The 20,290-nt window shown below is 62.3% G+C and carries 18 protein-coding genes and 1 tRNA gene; 13 read left to right on the forward strand and 6 right to left on the reverse strand.

Annotated elements, in window-relative coordinates:
• The first annotated feature begins 115 nt into the window (after positions 1 to 115).
• The 8 genes from GGQ88_RS11055 to GGQ88_RS11090 all read left to right on the forward strand — a co-directional run bounded on the left by GGQ88_RS11055 (position 116) and on the right by GGQ88_RS11090 (position 8,048).
• Entirely contained in the window at positions 116 to 1,132 is a 1,017-nt protein-coding gene (locus GGQ88_RS11055; protein ID WP_221214645.1) for an IS110 family RNA-guided transposase, read from the forward strand.
• Positions 1,133 to 1,450: 318 nt separating this feature from the next.
• On the forward strand, positions 1,451 to 1,876 hold the full coding sequence (locus GGQ88_RS11060) for an organic hydroperoxide resistance protein (RefSeq protein ID WP_183613239.1): 426 nt from the start codon (positions 1,451 to 1,453) through the stop codon (positions 1,874 to 1,876).
• A gap of 10 nt (positions 1,877 to 1,886) precedes the next feature.
• Positions 1,887 to 2,378 carry a MarR family winged helix-turn-helix transcriptional regulator gene (locus GGQ88_RS11065; RefSeq protein WP_183613240.1) on the forward strand — a complete coding sequence of 164 codons (492 nt, stop codon included), beginning with the start codon at positions 1,887 to 1,889 and terminating at the stop codon, positions 2,376 to 2,378.
• Between the two features lie 40 nt (positions 2,379 to 2,418).
• The gene (locus tag GGQ88_RS11070; protein WP_183613241.1) at positions 2,419 to 3,051 is read left to right on the forward strand and encodes a glutathione S-transferase family protein; all 633 of its coding nucleotides are present in this window, start codon (positions 2,419 to 2,421) and stop codon (positions 3,049 to 3,051) included.
• 171 nt (positions 3,052 to 3,222) lie between these two features.
• Entirely contained in the window at positions 3,223 to 3,858 is a 636-nt protein-coding gene (locus GGQ88_RS11075; protein ID WP_183613242.1) for a TetR/AcrR family transcriptional regulator, read from the forward strand.
• On the forward strand, positions 3,851 to 5,536 hold the full coding sequence (locus GGQ88_RS11080) for an MFS transporter (RefSeq protein ID WP_183613243.1): 1,686 nt from the start codon (positions 3,851 to 3,853) through the stop codon (positions 5,534 to 5,536). The genes GGQ88_RS11075 and GGQ88_RS11080 overlap by 8 nt, the downstream gene beginning before the upstream one ends.
• A complete protein-coding gene (locus GGQ88_RS11085) occupies positions 5,533 to 6,678 on the forward strand; it encodes an HlyD family secretion protein (RefSeq protein ID WP_183613244.1) in 1,146 nt (381 codons plus the stop codon). The genes GGQ88_RS11080 and GGQ88_RS11085 overlap by 4 nt, the downstream gene beginning before the upstream one ends.
• Positions 6,678 to 8,048 (forward strand): efflux transporter outer membrane subunit, encoded by a 1,371-nt coding sequence (locus tag GGQ88_RS11090; RefSeq protein WP_183613245.1) that lies wholly within the window; start codon positions 6,678 to 6,680, stop codon positions 8,046 to 8,048. The genes GGQ88_RS11085 and GGQ88_RS11090 overlap by 1 nt, the downstream gene beginning before the upstream one ends.
• A gap of 149 nt (positions 8,049 to 8,197) precedes the next feature.
• Here the strand turns inward: GGQ88_RS11090 and yegS are convergent, their stop codons facing one another.
• The 6 genes from yegS to GGQ88_RS11120 all read right to left on the reverse strand — a co-directional run bounded on the left by yegS (position 8,198) and on the right by GGQ88_RS11120 (position 12,339).
• Positions 8,198 to 9,154: a lipid kinase YegS gene (yegS, locus tag GGQ88_RS11095; protein WP_183613246.1), complete on the reverse strand. Its 957-nt coding sequence runs from the start codon at positions 9,152 to 9,154 to the stop codon at positions 8,198 to 8,200.
• 8 nt (positions 9,155 to 9,162) lie between these two features.
• A complete protein-coding gene (locus GGQ88_RS11100) occupies positions 9,163 to 9,588 on the reverse strand; it encodes a DUF2147 domain-containing protein (protein ID WP_253204242.1) in 426 nt (141 codons plus the stop codon).
• 2 nt (positions 9,589 to 9,590) lie between these two features.
• Positions 9,591 to 10,154 (reverse strand): HdeD family acid-resistance protein, encoded by a 564-nt coding sequence (locus GGQ88_RS11105; protein ID WP_183613247.1) that lies wholly within the window; start codon positions 10,152 to 10,154, stop codon positions 9,591 to 9,593.
• 526 nt (positions 10,155 to 10,680) lie between these two features.
• On the reverse strand, positions 10,681 to 11,022 hold the full coding sequence (locus GGQ88_RS11110; RefSeq protein ID WP_246385899.1) for a trimeric intracellular cation channel family protein: 342 nt from the start codon (positions 11,020 to 11,022) through the stop codon (positions 10,681 to 10,683).
• A gap of 476 nt (positions 11,023 to 11,498) precedes the next feature.
• Positions 11,499 to 11,566, reverse strand: a tRNA-Ser gene (locus GGQ88_RS11115).
• Between the two features lie 326 nt (positions 11,567 to 11,892).
• On the reverse strand, positions 11,893 to 12,339 hold the full coding sequence (locus GGQ88_RS11120) for a hypothetical protein (protein ID WP_183613248.1): 447 nt from the start codon (positions 12,337 to 12,339) through the stop codon (positions 11,893 to 11,895).
• Between the two features lie 175 nt (positions 12,340 to 12,514).
• Here GGQ88_RS11120 and GGQ88_RS11125 point away from each other — a divergent pair, with 175 nt between their 5' ends.
• From GGQ88_RS11125 to GGQ88_RS11145, 5 genes are all read left to right on the forward strand, one after another.
• Positions 12,515 to 14,662 carry a sensor histidine kinase gene (locus GGQ88_RS11125; protein WP_183613249.1) on the forward strand — a complete coding sequence of 716 codons (2,148 nt, stop codon included), beginning with the start codon at positions 12,515 to 12,517 and terminating at the stop codon, positions 14,660 to 14,662.
• Positions 14,659 to 15,312: a response regulator transcription factor gene (locus GGQ88_RS11130; RefSeq protein WP_160772061.1), complete on the forward strand. Its 654-nt coding sequence runs from the start codon at positions 14,659 to 14,661 to the stop codon at positions 15,310 to 15,312. The genes GGQ88_RS11125 and GGQ88_RS11130 overlap by 4 nt, the downstream gene beginning before the upstream one ends.
• A 186-nt stretch (positions 15,313 to 15,498) precedes the next feature.
• Complete coding sequence (locus tag GGQ88_RS11135; protein WP_183613251.1) at positions 15,499 to 17,781, forward strand: autotransporter domain-containing protein; 2,283 nt, start codon at positions 15,499 to 15,501, stop codon at positions 17,779 to 17,781.
• A gap of 67 nt (positions 17,782 to 17,848) precedes the next feature.
• Entirely contained in the window at positions 17,849 to 18,676 is an 828-nt protein-coding gene (locus GGQ88_RS11140; RefSeq protein WP_183613253.1) for a 2OG-Fe(II) oxygenase, read from the forward strand.
• 501 nt (positions 18,677 to 19,177) lie between these two features.
• Positions 19,178 to 20,182, forward strand: a complete 1,005-nt coding sequence (locus GGQ88_RS11145; RefSeq protein ID WP_183613255.1) for a rod shape-determining protein — start codon at positions 19,178 to 19,180, stop codon at positions 20,180 to 20,182.
• Positions 20,183 to 20,290: the final 108 nt, after the last annotated feature.

The raw sequence follows: 20,290 nt of genomic DNA on the forward strand, positions 1-20,290 counted from the left end.
TCTGCCAAAGTAGATGGGGTGGTTGCCGTCCGCCCCGAACGGCATCGCAATGTGCCAAGATGGCAGCATCAACAGCCACTGGATGGAAAGGACGGCAACCGTGACGAAGACTATCATGATCGGCGTGGATTTGGCGAAAAATGTCATCCAACTGCACGCTGCAAGAATGACTGGCGAGGTCGAGTATCGCAAGCAGCTGTCGCGCGAAAAGTTCCGCCGGTTCATGGCCGAGCAACCACCCGCACTGGTGGTGATGGAAGCTTGCGGCAGCGCAAATTACTGGGCACGTGAACTCAGTCGCGTTGGTCATACTGTAAAGCTGATCGCGCCGCATTATGTTCGCCCGTTCGTCAAAAGGCAGAAGAACGATGCCGCGGATGCCGAGGCCATTGTCATCGCCGCGCAGCGGCCGGAAATGCGCTTCGTCGCTGCCAAGTCAGAAGACCAACAAGGCCGGGCAATGCTGTTTCGTACCCGAACCCGGCTCGTCCATCAGCGTACTGAGTTGATCAACATGCTCCGCGCCTTCCTTTACGAATTCGGTCATGCAGTTCCCCAAGGGGTTCAGCAATGTCAGCGGATTGAAGCGATCGTCGAGGAGGTTAACAGCGACCTTCCGGAAATCGTTCGCTCGGAATGCCTTGAAATCCTCGATCAAATTACCGGGATGACGGCGCGGATCAAACGAAGCGACGAGCGGATCAGAGCCTTGGCGGCTCAAACCGACACCGCACGCCGGTTGCAGACGATGCCCGGTGTCGGCCCTATGACAGCTTTTGCTGTCGACGCCTTCGCTCCGCCAATGGAAAGCTTCAAGTCCGGCCGCGATTTTGCAGCCTGGCTGGGATTGGTGCCTCGTCAGCATTCAAGCGGTGGCAAGGCCCGCCATGGGCGCATTTCGAAAGCAGGGCAGGCTGATATTCGCCGCCTCCTGATAATTGGCGCAATGTCCCGACTGAACTGGATGGGTCGGAAATCTATCATAGCAGGCTCCTGGCTCGCGAACCTGAGTGCACGCAAACCGCGGATGTTGGTCGCGATTGCCTTGGCCAACAAGATGGCGCGGGCGATCTGGGCCATGCTCACCAGACAGGAGAACTTCCGGGATTCGATGGCAGCAACCGTGGCTTGATCAAACCGCGATAGGCTGACGTCGGTGAAGGGGAGCAGGAAGGCAATGATTTGAATGGGAAAAGGATCGAACAGATCGGATCAGGAAAACCAGCCCTAGCACGTGAGCTTCCATGCTCGGAAAGTAGTTTTGGACCTGATCCGCGGATCACCATACCGGCCAGCGGTCTCTGAAACGCCGCATACGAAGGCCTGACAGAAGACCGCACTCGATCATTTACTCATTCAAGCCGAAAGCCTCTTGCGCAACGGACGGCAACCACAGAAGTGCTAGATGGCTAGCTATATGATGGCTTCATCTTGCAAAAGGACTCCAATCATGAGCGCACTGTATTCTACCAAGGTCACTGCCACCGGCGGGCGTAGCGGACGCATCGCCAGCGACGACGGACTGCTGGAACTCGATCTCGCCGTACCTGCCGCGCTGGGTGGCAAGGGCGGCGCGACCAATCCCGAACAGCTGTTTGCGGCAGGCTATGCCGCCTGTTTCGGCAATGCGGTGATTCATGTCACCCGCACTACCCATAAGATCGCTGATGATGACGTTACAGTAGTCGGCACCGTCTCGATGGCCCCGAATGCCGATGGCGGTTTTGCCCTGTCGGTTGCACTCGATGTCGCGATTGCCGGTGTCGATCAGGATACGGCGGAAACGATCGTTGCGCAGGCACACAAGGTCTGCCCCTATTCCAACGCGGTGCGCGGAAATATCGATGTCGAACTCTCGGTCCGAGCCGAGGCTTAAGGGCGCGCCCATGACGACGGAACGCCATCCGTCGAAGCAGGAGGGGGACGAATTGCTGCGCCTCGATCGCCAGCTGTGCTTCCCCCTATATGCAGCGACCAATCTGATCCAGCGGCTGTACAGGCCGTTGCTGGCACCGTTGGGCCTGACCTATTCGCAATATCTGGTGATGCTGGTACTTTGGGAGCGCGAGCCGGTGACGGTGGGCGACTTGCAGGCGTGCCTGCACCTCGATGTCGGCACGCTCAGCCCAATGCTGAAACGCATGGAGCGTGCCGGGCTGGTCGCGCGCATGCGCGATCCGCAGGACGAACGCCGTGTGCTGGTCACCCCGACTTCCGAGGGCCGGGCGCTGAAGTCTGCAGCGCAGGAGATACCGGGCACGCTCGCGAAGAAGGTCGGGATCGAGGAAGACCGGATCGTCGCCCTGCACGAACTGACCCACGCACTTGTCGGCCAGCTGGGCGAAGCGGCGGAACGGGACAGCCATCCCGCCGCCTGATCATTTCGCGCGCGCCTGCAATTTTGAAGAGGGTTTCCGCATGATCATCGTCCATCATCTTGAAACATCGCGTTCCACGCGCATTCTCTGGCTGCTTGAAGAGCTGGGGATCGAATACGAGCTGCACCGCCATGCGCGGGTCAATGGGCGAGCGCCTGAAAATCTCAAGCATATCCATCCGCTCGGCAAGGCACCCTTCATCGTCGATGGCGATCTGGTGCTAGCGGAATCGAGTGCGATCCTGCGCTATGTCGACGCGCGCTATGGTAATGGGCGGCATTCCCCCCAGGCAGGCACTGCCGAAGGTGCGATGCATGACCAGTGGCTCGATCTGGCCGAAGGGTCCGCCAGCTTCCCGCTGCTGCTGCCATTGCTGGGCCGGATGATGGGCGGGCTGCCCGATGCGATGGCGCAATTCGCTGCGGCGCGGGGCAAAGACGTGCTTACCTATATCGCCGAGGGCGTGGGCAAAGGCTCATTCCTGATGGGCGAGCAGCTGACCCTGGCCGACATGCAGATGGTCTATACGCTTGAAATGGCCAATATGGGCGGGGCGCTCGATAGCTATCCGGCGCTGCAGTCCTATCGGGACCGGCTGCACCGGCAAGCCGGGCTGAAAAAGGCGATCGAGGTCGGCGGTCCGCTCGTTCCGTCTAGCTGGGCGCGCCTTTGAATGCCCGGCAAGCCGCGCCACCGGGTTCAAGCGTGATCCGAGGGATAGAATGGTCGCGCACTCGAGGCGAGGCGTACCCGGCCTTGCATCCGAAACAATAATTAATCACTTGATTAATTAGTCCGCGCGGCTACTTGGCGGGTTCCTCCATGGCGCGCAGAAGGATCGATCATGACACAAACCGCACGCGGACGTGGCCGGCCCCAAACGAACGAAATCGATGCGGCGAAGGCGATCATGACCAGCGCGGTTGCGATATTCGCCGACAAGGGCTTCGATGCGGCCAATCTGCGCGAGATTGCGGAGGCGGCCGGCGTCAACATGGCACTCGTGTCCTATAATTTCGGTTCGAAGCTGGGATTGTGGAAGCGGATCATCGAGGCCGTCGGCCACAGGATAGAAGAGCGACAGGCTTCGCTCGCCCAGGCCACCGGCTTTGGCGATTCAGGTGCGGCCCTTCGTGCATCGATGAGTGCATTTATCGGCTTCATGGACGCCCGGCCCGAGGTGGCGCGCTTCATGATGCGCGACATGGACCACGATCCTGAACGGGCGCAGTGGCTCTACCAGAACGTGACGCGCCGCCTGCTCGACCATTTCCTGCCTCTCATTGAAAGGGCCCGGACGGACGGCTACACCCACGTCCCGCACCCCGAACTGGCCCTCCTGCAATTTGCGTTCGGCACGGCTGTCGGCATCCTGCGGCGTGACCGGCTTGCCCAGAGGTCGCCCGAATTCCTCGACGACGACAGCTTTCGCGCCGCATTGCAGGAAACGCTTGTCGAACCGTTGTTCCGCCGTGGCTGACGCAGTGCGACCAGCGCACCAGGGCGGGGACTATGTGTTCAAGCCGCACGAGCGCCCTTTTCTGGCCGGGTCCCCCGCAACGCCGGATCATCCGGCGCGGCGCAAGCTGGGCTATCTGCTCATCGGGATCTATCTGGCCATCCTCGGCGGGTTCCAGAACGGGCTGCTGCTGGCCAATTTACCGGGGCTTCAGGGCCATCTGGCACTGACATCGGTCGAGGCGGGCTGGGTCACGGTCGCCTACAACATGACCAATGCGTGCATGAGCATTTTGCTGTTCAAGCTACGCCAGCAATTCGGCATCCAGCGCTTCGTCAGGATCGCGATGGCGACGCTGCTGCTGGCCAATTTCGTTCAGCTGTTCGACGCGGGCTACCGGATCGAACTTGTCTCGCGCGGGATTTCCGGCATCGCGGCCAGCGGCCTTTCCACGCTGGGCATCTATTACCTTATGCAGGGCCTGCCGGCGAAGGCCCGGATCGCGGGCGTGCTGATCGGGCTGGGCCTGTCGCAGATCGCCTTGCCGTTGGCGCGTGCCATTTCCCCGGCTCTGATCGCGGGGGGTGACATCACCCATCTGTTCGATCTGCAATTCGCGCTGTCGCTGATGGCGTTCGGCATGGTCTTCATCCTGCCGCTTCCGCCGGGCGAAATCGAAAAGGCATTCGAAAAACTTGATCTCGTGACGTTCCCGCTGCTGGCCATCGGCATGGGCCTGCTATGCGCGTTTCTGGTGCAGGGCAGGATCCAGTGGTGGACAACGCCATGGCTGGGCTGGGCGCTGGCGGGCGCGATCCTGTTGATCGGCGCGGCTTTCCTGATCGAACACAATCGCGCCAATCCCATGCTCCACACCCGCTGGATGACCAGCAAGGACATCGTGATCTTTGCGTCGACGGGCGCGCTGATGCGCGTGTTGCTGTCGGAACAGGGCTTTGGCGCTGGCGGCCTGCTGACCACCGTCGGAATGATCAACGACCAGCTCGTCACCTATTACTGGATCATCACCGGCGCGACCTTTATCGGGCTCGTGGTGCTGATCGCACGGCTGGATACCAGCGATCTGCAACGGCCCTTGCTCGTCGCACTGGCGCTGATCGCGGTGGCCGCGTTTGTCGACACGCAGGCGGGCCTGCTGTCGCGGCCCGAAAACTTTTATTGGACGCAGGCGATGATGGCCTTTGCGGCGATCTATTTCATCGGCTCGGCAATGATGGAGGGGCTGCTGCGCGCATTGGCGCAGGGCATGCAATACATCATCAGCTTCATTGCCGTCTTCTCCCTGTCACAGACGCTCGGCGGGCTTGCAGGGGTTGCCGGGCTGGCGGCGTTCCAGACGATCCGGGCGAAGGTCCACCTGATGGACATAGGCCGGGAACTGACGCTGAGTGACCCCGCTGTAGCCCAGGCGATTCAACTTCGCGCCGCCGCGTATAATGGCACTATCGCCGATCCGGTGCTGCGGCAGGCAAGCGGCGCGGGGCAGCTGGTGCAGCAAGCCGGGCGCGATGCGGCGATCCTGGCTTTCAATGACATGTTTTTTCTGATCGGCATCATCGCTTCCCTCGCATTCGCGGCGATCCTTGCAAAATGGATCTACAACCGCCGCCGGGGGATCAACCCGCTGGCCAAAGAGCTTGAGGCGCTGGCATCGATCATGGGCGGAGCAAAAGAATGAACGACGACAACGCCGACCGGGAACCGACCGCGACACCCGCCGGACCTGCGGCTGAAACCGGCGCTGCCGACGCGGCGCCGACGCAGGAAAACCCGGAAGGCTGGGCGCCCGAACGATCGCGCAAAAAGACAATCTTCTTCGCGGTTGCCATCGTGCTGGGCGCGCTTGCCGCACTCTATGCCTGGCAATTGCCGCCCTTCCGGTCCGACAGCCAGACCACGGACAACGCCTATGTGCGCGGCCAGACCACGATCATCAGCCCGCAGGTTACAGGCTATGTAACCGAAGTGCTGGTGCAGGATTTCGCGCAGGTGGCCGCCGGGCAGGCGCTGGTCCGCATAGACGACCGCATTTATCGCCAGCGCGTGGCGCAAGGACAGGCCGGGATCGCCACCCAAACGGCCAGCCTGGACAATGCGGGACAAAACCGGCGTTCAAGCGAGGCGCAGGTCAGGTTACAGGAGGCGTCGGTGGCCAATGCTCGCGCCCAGCTTGCCAAGGCGCAGGCAGATATGCGCCGGGTCGATGAATTGGCCGACGAAGGTTCGGTATCCTTGCGCGAACGCGACCAGACGCTGGCCGCGCTGCGCCAGGCGCAGGCGGGCGTGACGCAGGCGATGGCCCAGCGCGACATCGCGCGCGAACAATTGCGTTCGGTGAATGTCGGGCAGGGCGGGCTGGAAGCGCAGGTCGAGAATGCGACAGCGTCGCGCGATCTCGCACAGATCGATCTCGACAACACGATCATTCGCGCCCCGCGCGCCGGCAGGCTGAGCGAGGTTGCGGTGCGCGAAGGGCAATTGGTCTCGCCGGGTGCGCAGCTGATGTATCTTGTGCCCGAACGGCTGTGGGTGGTCGCCAATTTCAAGGAAGCGCAGACCGCCGAAATCCGCGTCGGGCAAAGCGCGACACTGGAAATCGACGCGCTGGGCGGGCTTGAGCTAACGGGCAAGGTGCAGAGCGTGTCGCCTGCCGCAGGCAGCGAGTTCAGCGTTATCAAGCCCGATACGGGCGCCGGTAATTTCGTGAAGGTTCCGCAGCGCATCGCCGTCCGCATCCGTATCGATCCGGGGCAGAGGGCGGCCCAGAGACTTGGCCCCGGCATGTCGGTGATTGCCACCGTTCATACAGGAGACCGTTGATGCGCCGGATCGGTCTCCCCCTGCTGAGCCTGAGCCTGTTGGTCGGGTGCGCACCGGCCCTTGCGCCGATACCTGCTGCCAGCACGGTGGCGCCGCCGATGGCATGGCGCACTTCGCTTGAGGGGCGGGCCGAGATCGAGCCGCAATGGTGGAACGCATTTGGCGACCCGGCCCTTGCATGGATCGTGGCGGCGGCACGGGCGAACAATCCCGACATCGCAATCGCATCCGCGCGGGTGCGAGAAGCGCGCGGGCAGGAACGCGCATCGCGCAGCCTGCTGGTGCCCACGCTCGATGGCTCGACCGGGGTGAGCGAGGCGCGCAGCCTGAACGCCTTTGGCACCGCCTCGCGTTCGCTTGGCGTGCAGCCGGTGTTCCAGGCCGCGTATGAGGTGGATCTGTTCGGCCGCAACCGCGCGCAGGTCGATGCCGCCAGCGCCAATACCGCGGCGACACAGGCCGCGCGCGAAGCTGCCGCCCTTGCAGTGACGGCGACCGCCGTTTCGGGCTATATCACCCTGCTGACGCTGGACCGCCGGCTCGAAACCTTGCGCGAAACGCTGGGGGCGCGGGCCGAGGCGCTTAAGATCGCGCGCGATCGCGCCGAAGTCGGCTATACCTCGCAGCTTGAACTGCGGCAGGCACAGGCCGAATATCGCGCGGCGCAGCAACAGATCCCTGCCGTCGAGGCCTCCATCGCAAGGCAGGAAAATGCCTTGTCGCAGCTGATCGGCGAAACCCCGCGTGCCCTCGCGCGGGGCGGAAATTTTGCAGGGCTGCAAACCCCTGCCATCCCTGCCGTGTTTCCCAGCGAATTGACCCGGCGCAGGCCCGATATCGCGCAGGCGGAATTCAATCTTGCGGCCAGCGATGCCCGCATGCGCGCCGCGCGGGCCCAATTTCTCCCCCAGCTGCGCCTTGCCGCCTCTGCTGGTGCGGTGCTGTCGTCCCAGCTGGACGATCCGGTCGGTATATGGTCGCTTGGCGGCAGCATTCTTGCGCCCTTCTTTAGCGGCGGAAGGCTGGAAGGACAGTTCGACGCCGCTACTGCGCAGCGCGATCAGGCCGCCTTTGCCTATCAGCGAACGGTGCTGACGGCATTCCGCGAAGTAGAGGATCAACTGGTCTTGATCGACCGCCTTGGGGAACAGGAACGCGCGCTTGTGGCCCAGCGCGAAGCGGTCGCCGATGCACTTCGCCATGCGACCAATCGCTATCGCGCGGGCTATTCGCCCTATCTGGAGCAGATCGACGCACAGCGTGCGTTACTCTCGGTGGAGCTCGCGATCCTGCAGGTGCGCAGCGATCGCCTGACGGCCCATGTCGCATTATACCAGGCCCTTGGCGGCGCTCCGGAAAGCGAAGCTTGACATGGTTTGGGATGGTCGGGTCCGAAAACCACCCGGCTCCGGGCGCAAAGCTGCCGTACTCAATGCAGCGCGGACGATCGTCAATTTGAGCGCAGGTTACCACCAAGGGATGAACGAAGGTTCCTTGTGGGGAAGCTGCGCCCATTCCATCAACCGTCATCGGTTGGGTTTGTTGTTCCGAGCAGCAGATTATGGCCAAGGTGTATCGGCAGCGCGCCTCTGTGGCACCCCACTCGAAAGCGGCTAACCGACCGGGTTTCACCATCAAGGTTGATAAAAATATCCTCCTCGGCTTCGAACGTGACCCACGGGCTCCGCGCGGTAATCTTGAGACCATCCACGCTGCCCGCACCCTCGTGCAGGAAGCGGCCAAGGGCATCGAGCCCCGCGTTCCGGTCTAATTCCGGCAGGATCATCAGGTCGAGTTCGCCATCATCCAGCAACGCTTCGGCGCATAGCTGGATGCCACCGCCGGCCTGTCTGCCGTTGCCGATGGCCAATGCCAGAAACGATCCCTCCCAGGAAAAGTGCCGGGCCGTGAAGCGGCCTCTGCAAGCGGTAAGTTCCCGTGCGCGGCGCAGGCCGGTCAGGACATAGGCGAAACCACCGAGCGTATGTTTCAGGGCCGGATCGGTTTCTGCCGTGACCTGTGACCCGAATCCGCCCGTCACCAGATTGACGAAGGGGCTGTCGTCCAGAACACCGATGTCGATCCAGCACACTGGTGCGACAAGGGTCAAGCGCAACGACGCAGTCATGTCGTCGATGGGGATTCCCGTCGAACGCGCGAAATCGTTGGCCGTCCCAAGCGGCAGGATACCGAACGAACAGTGCCCGAACGAGCCTGCCCGAAAGGCGGCAGCAAAGACCTCGTTCACGGTGCCGTCTCCGCCACCGGCGACGATGCGATCCACGCGGCCTTGCTGCGCCTTCATAACAGCTTCGTTCGCGAACCGCCCCGCATCGCCATTTTCCCATGTGACGCGAACCTCGACGTCATGACCATCGGCCCGGACCGAGCGAACTGCCTCTCGTACCCGCGGGTCCTGCGCTGACTTCCCGTGAAGTATGAGGAACACGCTCACCCTCGGGGATGCGGTGTTCACATTCTTGCTTATGGCCAATTATCAGTCCTCAGCCGCGTCCACTGTTGCGACCTGCAACCGACCCGTCCAACCAGGCACCCTCTGCCGACTATCGTGTCATCATCGATCACGCTGATGGTTCCCGCAAACGTCCTGCCGATATCGGGCACAAAAACCCTGCCGCGCCAGACGCCGGGCCTCTCCAGCGCAAAATCCTGAAAAAGCCGCGACCCGATAAGAGGATCGGTGCCACCTCTGCGCGCATCTGCCTGTGCCTTTTCGTTGGCCCAAATCACGACACCGCACATGCGCTCGCCGCAGCGCTCAACCCGGACATGAACGCTGTTCTGCGGGTTTTTCCACGTCCCGAAAGACTGATCGCTCGCATACGCGACAGATTGCGGCGCCATCACCGCCACCGCCACCGCCAGAAGGATCAACGCCAGCCGCCGCACGCTTAAAGACTCCGGGACAGGCGGCGCAAGCCGAGCGCCAGGATGATAAGGAAGACACCGCGGAAGAGAAAGCTGATCCCAACGATTCCCGCCAGGAACACAAGGCTGCTCGCCGGGCCTGAAAACAGGAGGAATCCGCCAAGCACGATGTCGAGCAGGCCGAGCGCAAAGCGCCATCCCCGATCATGGGATCCCTTGATCGCGCTCACCAATTCGAGAATCCCGGCAACGAACAGCCAGAATCCGATCGCCCAGACCAGCGACAAGGCACCGGCAAAGGGCGCGAAGAGGACGAAACCCCCTGCCGCGACCCCGAGCAGGCCCAGCAGCGCCTCAATCCAGCGCCCCCGCTTCGAAAGCGAAGACAGGCCAGAAATCAGGGCAACGAGACCATAGGTCAGCAACATCACACCAAGCAAAAAACCCGTGGCCAATCCCGTCGCCAGCGGGTTGCCCAACGCCAGCGATCCGATCAGGACAACAAGCACGCCATAAGCCAGGATCCATCCCCAAGCTGGTCCGGGTTCAGTTTCCACCGATGACGTCAATGGGTCGTTCTGCGGCATGACTTCCTCCACATTGCGCAAAAATTAGGCCAAGATGCCTCATTACGATAAATCTTTGACACTTACCTGGAATTACCATCGGTCAAAATCCGTCTGTAAATTCCGACTTCGCGCCAGCGTCGTTCGCGACTGAAGTGCCTGATATACTGCCACGGAGCGACAATAGAACTGAAACACCAAGCACGTGCGGCGGAATTCGGGATGGTCGTCGTGTGCTCGCATATCGCTGCTTAAGCGAGTTGTCACCTGCTGCTGTGAGCCAGTGGGCAAGGGCAGTGAATCGGCAAAAATCGCAAAAACGGGTGCCGATGAAGGCCCAGACCGGCTACCAGAATGGGCTTGTCGCGAGCTACAATCGACTGGTCGCAAGACCCATATTGGGGATAGTGGTGGGGGTTTCGGAAAACTTATCACATTATAACCACACGATATATGCTGTCCGTGGATCTCTCCTCCGTCCATTAATCATGAAAATCTCAGTTGTTGTTCGGCCGGGCTGGATCGCCAGACCAGTCGAACACCGCAGTCAGGCACCGTCATTCGCGCGGAGGCGGCCTTGGCGTGGCCGATAGCGTGGCAATGACCAGCCGTACCTGATTGCGCCTCCGCGCAGTGCGAAGCCTACCATGAATGCCGCGGACACGCCGACTTCCCGGTCAATGCCCAGCGCGTTGGTGCAAACGAAAGTGATTGCAGCGGCCAATGCGGCGGTCACGTAGATCTCGTAGGAAAAGATGATGGACCGCTCCTGGCTCAGCGTGTCACGGACGATGCCGCCAAAGCATGCCGTTATCATGCCCATGATGACAGAAGCGACCGGACCTGCGCCGGCACCGATCGCCCGTTCGGCGCCTCTCGCGGCAAACAGGGCTAACCCGACTGCTGCGGGATGCCTTTCCCGATGCGCTTATCGGTTTTCGCTCCAACAGCCGCGAAGTGCAGGTTCACGCGACTCTTGCAGGGGCCGGGGTTGCGGCGCTCGCCCGCTATCGTGCCGATGGGGAGCTCGGGCTAATTCGCCTGTACCCCGACAGACCTGACCTTGTTCGAGACATCTGGATAGGTGTGCATGTGGACATGCGCCACATGCCGAGAGTGCGGGCAGTGACCGATACAGTTGTCGAAGCACTGCGGAAAACGCCGCGATTCTCAATCCGGGTTACTGAACCCCAAGTGTTGATAGAGCAAGACAGGCTCGAGCACACGCTGGAGCCAGCTTTTCGTCGCAATACCTTGATCAACCGTCGCCGGATCCGCTGCTACCTAGAGAGCTACCTAGCGATCTGCGAGCGGAAATCCAGTTGGCCCAACGGCCATTTAATACGTTGAAATATATGGATAAATTGGTGGACGCACTTGGGCTCGAACCAAGGACCCGCTGATTAAGAGCGGCTTTGCGTCCACATGCGTTCGCTAGTGTCCGCCGAATTTGGTGCACCCGCAAATTTTTCAAGGTGAACTGCGCCGAGCAATTGATGGTGATGGCAGATGCCTGCTGCCTAACATCCGATCCGAGGTAAAGCCCACACCTTGCTGATTTATAATGGCGTCACCAACGATCTGACCAAAGAAGATACCGGCCGTAACTCACTGAGTATCCGATGCAGATCCCGCGGAGGCAAAGCCAGCGGATCGACAAGCCTGGCTGCCATCCACGTGATCTCAGGCTACGGTATCTTGGCCGTCATCAAAGGTGATAGACGGAGCGGGCGTCCCGCCGCCGTTTGCACCCGCCTTCTTAGAAAAACATGAGATCGGCGCCGAGATGCAAGGCTTTTTCATGTGCTTGCGGTGCCACAGTGACCAGCCGGGCTTTCAGCATGTCGCCGGCATCCTTCTTCATCTGATTGCAGTTGGCCCTGAGGTCGTTGGCCGACCAGATCGTATCGGCATTCATCCCGGCAAGCTCATCAACATAGCTGCACGCTGTGATCAGACTGCGGGCCCAGCTTGGAAGCATTATACCTTCGCCGCCAGTGCTGTCTCGGGTCACGCCCTGACACAGGCCCTTGACCCGCTGGCGGCTACCTTCGGAGGATTCTCCCGTACGCCAGGCGGCATGGAGTGCGTCCAGAATACCATCGACGCGTCGTTCGTACTTGCTCCAGGCCGAGGCTTCATCAGCCCGCGCAGTTGCTGGTGCCAGTAACAGGGCTGCGGCAAGGCTTGCAGCGATGGGCTTCATTTATTTTGCTCTCCTGCGCAGGGACTGCCGGAAACATCGCATTCGTGGATGCGGCAGTCATCCCCCGGTTCAGGGGATTGTGACTTGTGAGAATGCCCTGTTCAGGGGGTGGCGCGAATCCACGGCATCGCTAAGTCTTGTTTGCTAGGCAGTAATACGGGGCCGGGTAAGTTTCATGAGATCGCGATTGTCGCCGGCGACTGTAATGATCGGGCTGGTTCTGGCCGGACTTCTGGCCGGGGCTGTCCTGATACAAATGGCGATCAGTCGGCCATGGCTGGCCCTCGCGTTTACCGCAGATGATTCCGGTATCATCCATGTGACGCCTGCGTCCGGCGTTGATGGCTCTGCGATCGTTTCCGGGCCGATCGCTGCCATCCGCGGGAGCGACGGCAGAAGAGTTGCGATCGAGGCTGGCGATCTGATCGAAGAGCCGGACACGCTGGCGACCTATGCCGAAATGCGGCGCTTCTTTGCGCGACAGTCGATGCTTGAGGGGGTGGTGAGCGGCCGGAGTGTTTCGATCGAAACGGCAGGTGCCAGGCCCGCGCAGCAGACGACCCTTGCACCGGCGCGAATGCGGCCCATCAGCGATCTTCCTGCCGCCTTCTGGGTGCAGATGCTGGTTGGACTGGCAAGTTTCCTCATCGGCGGCTGGGTCTGGGCGCTGCGGCGCAGCGATACGGCTGCCCGCCTTTTCGCCCTGGCGAGCCTTGGCATTCTTGTTTTCACCTTTCCTGCCGCGCTTTACAGCACCCGCGAACTCGCCATCGACGGCGACCTGTTCCGCGCCCTTTCGGTGATGAACCACGGCGGCGCGCTGCTGTTCGGCGCGGCGATGATTGCCCTGCTGCTGCGTTATCCAAGGCCTCTGGTTCCGGCCCGTTGGCTATGGGCGCCGTTCGCGTTGTTCGGGGCATGGTGGCTGGGTGACAGCCTGCAGGTGTTCGATGGCCCCCCTGCCGGTTCGCACCTGCCAACGATGCTGGAGATGCTCGGCATCTTTTTTGCAGCGGCGGGACAATATTGGCGCTCGCGCGGTGATCCGGCGGCGCGGGCGGTAGTGCGCTGGTTTGGCCTGTCGGTTGCGGTCGGGGCAGGGGCATTCGTCTTCACGGTCATTGCGCCCAGCCTGGTCGGGCTGACGCCGGGCTTGCCGCAGGGTTATGCCTTTGCCTTCTTCCTCCTGATCCACATCGGCATGGCCATCGGGGTCGCGCGTTACCGGCTGTTCGATCTCGATCGCTGGGCCTTCCGCATCCTGTTCTACATGACCGGCGCCGCACTGCTGATCGCGGTGGACGCGGCGCTGATTTCGTGGATCGCGCTTGAGCGTGCGCCGGCTTTCGGGCTGGCGCTTGTAATGGTCGGCTTCCTTTACCTGCCGCTGCGCGACATCATCGCGCGCAAGCTGTTCCGGCGTGACGGAGAGATCGAGGCAAGTTTTCAGGACATACTCGCCATTGCGCTTGCAGAGGGCGAGGTCGAGCGCATGGACCGCTGGCGCGGCTTGCTCGATCGGGTGTTCCAGCCGCTGAAGATCGTAGCCGGTCAAGCGGTTGAAGCATCTACGGTGATTGAAGACGGCGCAGCCCTGGCGATCCCCGCTACCGGACCGCTGCCACCGCTGCGCCTGGAACATGCCATGCACGGCCGGCGCCTGTTCGGTTCGCGCGAACAGGCCAGGGCGAGCGAGTTGTGTGCGATGCTGTCCCAAGCCATCGCCAGCCGCTTCGCCCACGAACAAGGCGCGGCCGAAGAGCGCCAGCGCATCACCAGCGACATGCACGACAATATCGGGGTGCAACTGCTCGGCGCGCTGCACAGCCGCGACCCGGTCCGCAAGGACGAGCTGATCCGCGACACGCTCGCCGACTTGCGCGAGATCATCAACAACAGCGCTGGCGAGCGGCTGACCCTGGCCGAACTGATGGCTGATCTCAGGGTGGAGATCGCCGACCTGCTGTCATCGGTCGGTATTGGGCTGGTCTGGCAGGTGGACACCCAGGCCGAACTTCCGCCGCAAGCGGTAGCCGCCATGCGCTCGATCCTGCGCGAGGCCGTGGGCAATGCCCTGCGCCATGCGGAGGCCACCACGGTCGGCATACGGCTGGGTGACGTGGCGAGCGGCCTTGTCCTGATGGTTGCCGATGACGGCAACGGCTTCGATCCCGAAACCGCGCCAGCGGGCAACGGCCTGCGCAACATGCGCTCACGGGCCACGGCGCTCCACGGCACGATGACGGTTTCGCGGGGCGCTGCCATGGGGATGCGCGGAACGGTGATCGAGGTTCGCTTTCCGCGCGAAGGCGTCGCGGCGTGAAATCCGTGCTGATCCTCGAAGATGTATCGGAAACGCTGCAGTGGCTGGGCGAGATCGCGGCCGAGGCGTTTCCGGGTTGCGGGGTGACGGGTGCCTCCACCGTGCGCGATGCGCTGGCCGCAATGGACCGGCACGTGTTTGACCTTGCCTTGATCGACCTGCGCCTGCCCGACGGATCGGGGCTGGATGTGCTGCGCCAGTTACGAGTAAATTCTCCCGATACGATCTGCGTCGTCACCACCGCGATGGCCGATGACAGCTCGATCGTCGGCGCGCTTTCGGCTGGCGCCTCGGGCTACCTGTTGAAGGAGCAGATGCGCGAAGGGATCATCCGCCAGTTGCAGCAGATCAAGGAAGGGGTGCCGGCGCTGTCGCCCTCGATTGCCCGGCGGATCATGGAGCATTTCCGGCGGACCGGGCCGGCAGCAGGCGAAACCGGCAACCTGACAGCGCGCGAGCTGGAAGTGCTCACCCTGATCGGACGCGGCATGCGCAATGCCGAAGTCGCCGCGCAGCTCATGCTCAGTGAGAATACGGTCTCGGGCTATATCAAGGCGATCTACCGCAAACTGGGGATTTCCAGCCGGGCCGAAGCGTCGTGGCATGCCGCGCAGCTTGGTTTGTCCTATGGCGGAAAAGAAGGGAAGTGACTGCCTCGAAGATCGCAGGCGTCATGTATTTTCAAGGAATTGTCTCCGCCGCGTTAGCCCCCTGAACAGGGGGTGCATGATGTCCCGAAGACCAGTTAGGCGGGGATCGGCTCGCGGTACTGCGCGCGCGGGCGTTTAACGGGGACAGTTTCAGAGATGACCGGCACGTTTGCGACCAACGCTGTATTGAAGACCACGACCGCCATTGTGGGCGCGCTAGGTTCTGTTGCCCTGCTGGCGGGATTGCCTGCACCTGCGTTCGGACAAGTCACCGGCTCGGAGCAGATCCCCGGAAGCCCAGACGGAGCCGAGAACGGGTCGAACTCCGACGGCAATTCCGTCGATTTCGTGGACATCTCCGGCGACGGTACGTCGGTCATCGGCTTTCACAACAAGGTGGTCGGCAACAAGTCTGTTCTCGAAGCCTGGGTATTCACCCCGACCGGCGCGACGAAACTCGCAGCGCCGACCGGCTACCTTCACTACGTTGGCTATGGCATATCCGATGATGCCTCAGTGATCGTCGGCGAGGCCAAGCCGACCGCACGCACGGATTTCACCGGCATGGTGGGCGTAAAATGGCTGAACGGCACGCCCACGATCCTGGCACAACCTACCGGCGCTGGAAATTACAAGGCAGTCGCCGTCAGCGGTGACGGCAATATGATCGGCGGTCTGGCCAGTATATCGGGCTTCAACATCCCGATCCTGTGGACGGGCACCGCCGCTCCAGAGCAGCTGCTTCAGGTCGGCACGACCAGTCCAGTGCAGAATGGCGTGACCTTCAACGCCGAAATTACCGGCATCTCACGGGATGGCTCGGTCATCGCCGCTATCGGCGGGCGCGGCCAGCAGTGGGGCGCAAATGGAACCATCGTCGGGCCAAACGTCCAGGCGCTGCGGTGGACCCGCGCCACCGGCTTTGTCGAACTGGGCGTTCTTGCCAGCCATTCCGCCGCCGGCGCGAGCAGTTGGGCGAACGACATTTCGGCCGATGGCGGAACAATCGTCGGCTATTCGCAGCAGGGCGGCGTCATGGGCAACGACCTGTTCAAGAACGACAACCAGATCGCCATCAAGTGGACCCAGGCGGGCGGCATGGTCGCCTTGCCAAAGCTAACCAATCAGGTCGCATCCGTTGCCTCCGCAGTGAATGCCGACGGCAGCGTCATCGTCGGTGAAGCCCTTGTTCCCGGACAGCCTATCGGCACGATGGTGATCAACGAATCCCACGCCGTGCGCTGGACTGGCGCCAACGTGCAAACGGTTGCGGCATGGCTGGCCGCCAACGGCGTGACCAACGGCACGAACCAGTACCAGAACGCCCTGGGCGTTAGCGACGATGGCAATGTCGTCGTAGGCTATGGCATCATTAACGGCCACAAGCAGGGTTATATTGCCCGTGTAGCTGGGGCCGCACCTACTCCGACGCCGACGCCGACGCCGACGCCGACACCCACTCCGGCGCCGACACCTACTCCGACGCCGACACCCACTCCGGCGCCAGCACCTGCCCCTACTCCCACACCCGGTACCGGCATTATCGGCCTCGACGACTTCAGCCCCACGGTTCTGCAGGCCGCACCAGGCCGGACCTTGCAAGGCGGCCTGGGGCTGATGATGTGGGGTGCACATCACCGCGTCCTCACCGACTATGTGCAGCCGGGCCGCGGCTGTGCGTGGACCGTGCTGGACTATCGCCGCGATGGCCGCAGCGACGGGGATTCCGTGCTGGCCGAAGCCGGTGCCTGCGTCGATGCGGGCCCGCTGCGGCTGGGGGCAGGCATCGGCTATGATCGCTCGGATGCTGACCTCACCCTTGGCGGCAAGCAGAAGCTGGAAGGCTGGCACGGCGTGGCCGAGGCTGACCTGCGCCTGGGCCAGAGCGGGGCGGTGCTGAGCGCAACGGCGATCTATGGTGACTGGAACGTCAAGCTGCGCCGCAACTACCTCAATGGTGCCAGCACCGACACCAGCACCGGTTCGACCGATGCCCAGGGGGTCGCGCTGCGCGCCCGGCTGGACTGGTTTGACGCGATCGGAAGCGAGCGCTTCGGGCTGACCCCAACCATCAGCTATACCTGGAGCCGGGTAACGGTCGATGGCTATACCGAGACTGGCGGGGGCTTCCCGGTCACTGTCAGCCGCTCGGTTGACGAGGCTTCGGAAGGGCGCCTGGGCCTGACCGGTCGCTTCGCCCTGGCCGAGCCGACCACGCTGCGCTTGCGCGGGGAGTACATCCACCGCTTCGACCGGTTCGATGCTGGTCCCTCGTTCCAGATCATCGGCACCGGCATGGGCGGTGCGGGCGGTCTCTATGCGGTAGACCGCGACCATGCCCGCCTGGGGGCGGACATCGATCAGCGGATAGGGCGCAACGGCGTGCTCTCCCTCTCGGCGCACAAGGCCGTGGGCAACGCGGGAGGTAACCCGTTCTCGGTTAGCGCCTCGCTCCATTTCGGGTTCTGAACCAGGGGTTCCTGCGCGGGAGCCCAAGGCTCGGTGCGCAGGAACCAGTTGGGTCGAAAGGGACGGGATGCAAGGAGCAGAGCCGAGCTGGCAGGAATGGATCGCCAGCAATCTTTCCGCAGGCTGTGACCCGGCGGACATGCAAGGCCGCATGATCGCCGCCGGGTGGAACGAGGCGGATGCACGGGCGGCCCTTGCATCGGGAATCGGGCAGGTGTTTCCGGGCCTGACCGCGCAGGCCATCGCCCTTCCGGTTGTTCCTGACATGGGAATGGCGACGTGTGACGGACGAGACATCAAGGTGATCATGCGCTTGGCCAGCCCTGCCGTGGCCATGTGCGAAAGCGTCCTGTCACCTGCCGAGTGCGCCGAATTGCTCGCTTATGCCCACGATCGGGGTTTGCACCCCTCCACCGTGGTGGACGAACTGAGCGGGCAGAATGTGCCGCATCCCGAGAGGTCGAGTGCCGGTGTGATGTTGGCCCGCGCCGAAACCGGGCTAATCGACCGGCTGGAGCGCCGCCTGGCCGCGCTTACCGACTGGCCGATCGCCAATGGAGAGGGCCTGCAGATCCTGCGTTATCGCAAGGGACAGGAATACCGGCCGCATTTCGATTCCTTTCCTGATGGCGCAGGAGGTGCAGTTCATACGGCGCGTGGCGGGCAGCGAGTGAATACGGTTCTCGTCTATCTGCAAAGTCCCGAAGCGGGCGGAGGCACCGCTTTTCCCGCTTGCGGGCTTACCGTGTGCCCACAGCCGGGATCCGCCGTGATTTTTCGCAACGTCGATGGTACGGGCCGACGAGATCCGGCCAGCCTTCATGCCGGACTGCCCGTTGTTCATGGCGAAAAGGTGGTCATGACCTATTGGCAGCGCGCCGGACCTTATGCTTGACCGGTAACAGTCGATCGCGTCGGGCATGCCGTCCACGCCATCACGTCATGATCCTTGCTGGACTCAACGGCGGTTCGAGCGACGAGTTTAGAAAAGGAAGTCCCGCTGCCCCCGATTTGCGCATCAGCCAAGATCGAAAAATTGGCGGTGTGACAGAGTCACACCGCCGAAGTTACCTTCAAGAGACTCCAGTACTGAAGCATCTTGGAGGCTGGGTCGCTCCTGTGTAGTCCGCCATCCGTTGATCGCTGCCTACCCCCGGAACGGGGGGTAAACACTCTCAGCAGCGTTTTAACGCGATTGGAAGCTGCGCTTCGCAAGTTCGATCGCGACAATGTGGACGTCGGTCATGTGCTCCTCCCTCTACAGCGCAACATCGCGCTGGTCTGACATCTTACGATGCCGTCGAAGGGGGCATCCACCCCATCAGTTCACTGAGACCGCAACGGGAGTTGTAAGCTCTCGGAAGACTTCCCCTTGAACAACTGCTATCGCGCCGAGATGAGAAGACTGTTTCACGGCGCCGGCAAGGCCGATTTCGCGATTGATTTTGGCACGGCCAATACGCGGGTGATGTCGGTTGATGGCGGTGTCCTGTTCGATGAGCCGTCGCTCTGCTGCTTCGCGGGGCGCGTCGATGCCGGTGAACTGGTCACTGCCGGAGTTGCCGTCGGCCCCATGCAGGAGCGTGCAACCGGAGAACTGCGCATCGTGCGCCCCCTGCATCGCGGAGTGCTTTGCGATATCGCGGCGGCCCGCGACTATCTGGCCTATGCCGTGCGATCGAGTGTCGGCCAGCGCAGGCTCCGCTCCTTTCGCGCAATCATCGGAGTGCCAGCCGATGCAACCAGCGCAGAGCGCAGCGCGTTGCTCACCGCGGCAAACGATGCGGGCCTGGGGGCGATCGAACTTTTGACGGAACCCTTGGCGGCCGCGTGGGGGGCAGACCTCCAGGTCGATCATCCCCGTGGCTCCATGATCGTGGAATGCGGTGCCGGTACGACGGAGGCGGCCGTCCTGTCACTGGGCGGAATCTGCGCGACTGCATCCCTTCGCGGCGGAGGCGATGCTCTTGATACCGCGATTGCCGATCATATCCATTTTCAGCACAAGTTTCTCATCGGCATGAACACCGCCGAAAATGCGAAACGCGACATCGTCAGGATGCTTCAGGATCAGGCGGACCCCGCCGCCCGGACCCGGTTCAAGGGACGCGACCTCGTGAACGGATTACCCGCAGCCCTGGAACTGCCAATAGGTGATCTGCTCCCCGTGGTCGAAAAGCATGTTGCCGGTATCACCAGGATGGTTGTGAACCTGCTGGGCCAGATATCGCCCGAACTGAGCCGTGATATCCACGATGACGGCATTGTCCTGACCGGCGGCAGTGCAGCCATCAATCTTGTCCGGCCGGCATTGGCCCAGGCCACCGGGCTGCATATCGCCCTTGCTCCGAACAACGCGTATTGCGTGGCAAATGGCCTGCAAAAGGCGCTCCTGCACTGATCGGGGCGTGACACCTGGTTTGACTTGAGGATCGCTTGCGGCCATCATCGTGCCATGTTCCGGATTGCCACACGTCAGCGTCAGCGCTGCCATGTGAGTTCCCTTCTC

It is taken from the genome of Novosphingobium hassiacum (assembly GCF_014196055.1).
GTDB classification, from domain to species: domain Bacteria; phylum Pseudomonadota; class Alphaproteobacteria; order Sphingomonadales; family Sphingomonadaceae; genus Novosphingobium; species Novosphingobium hassiacum.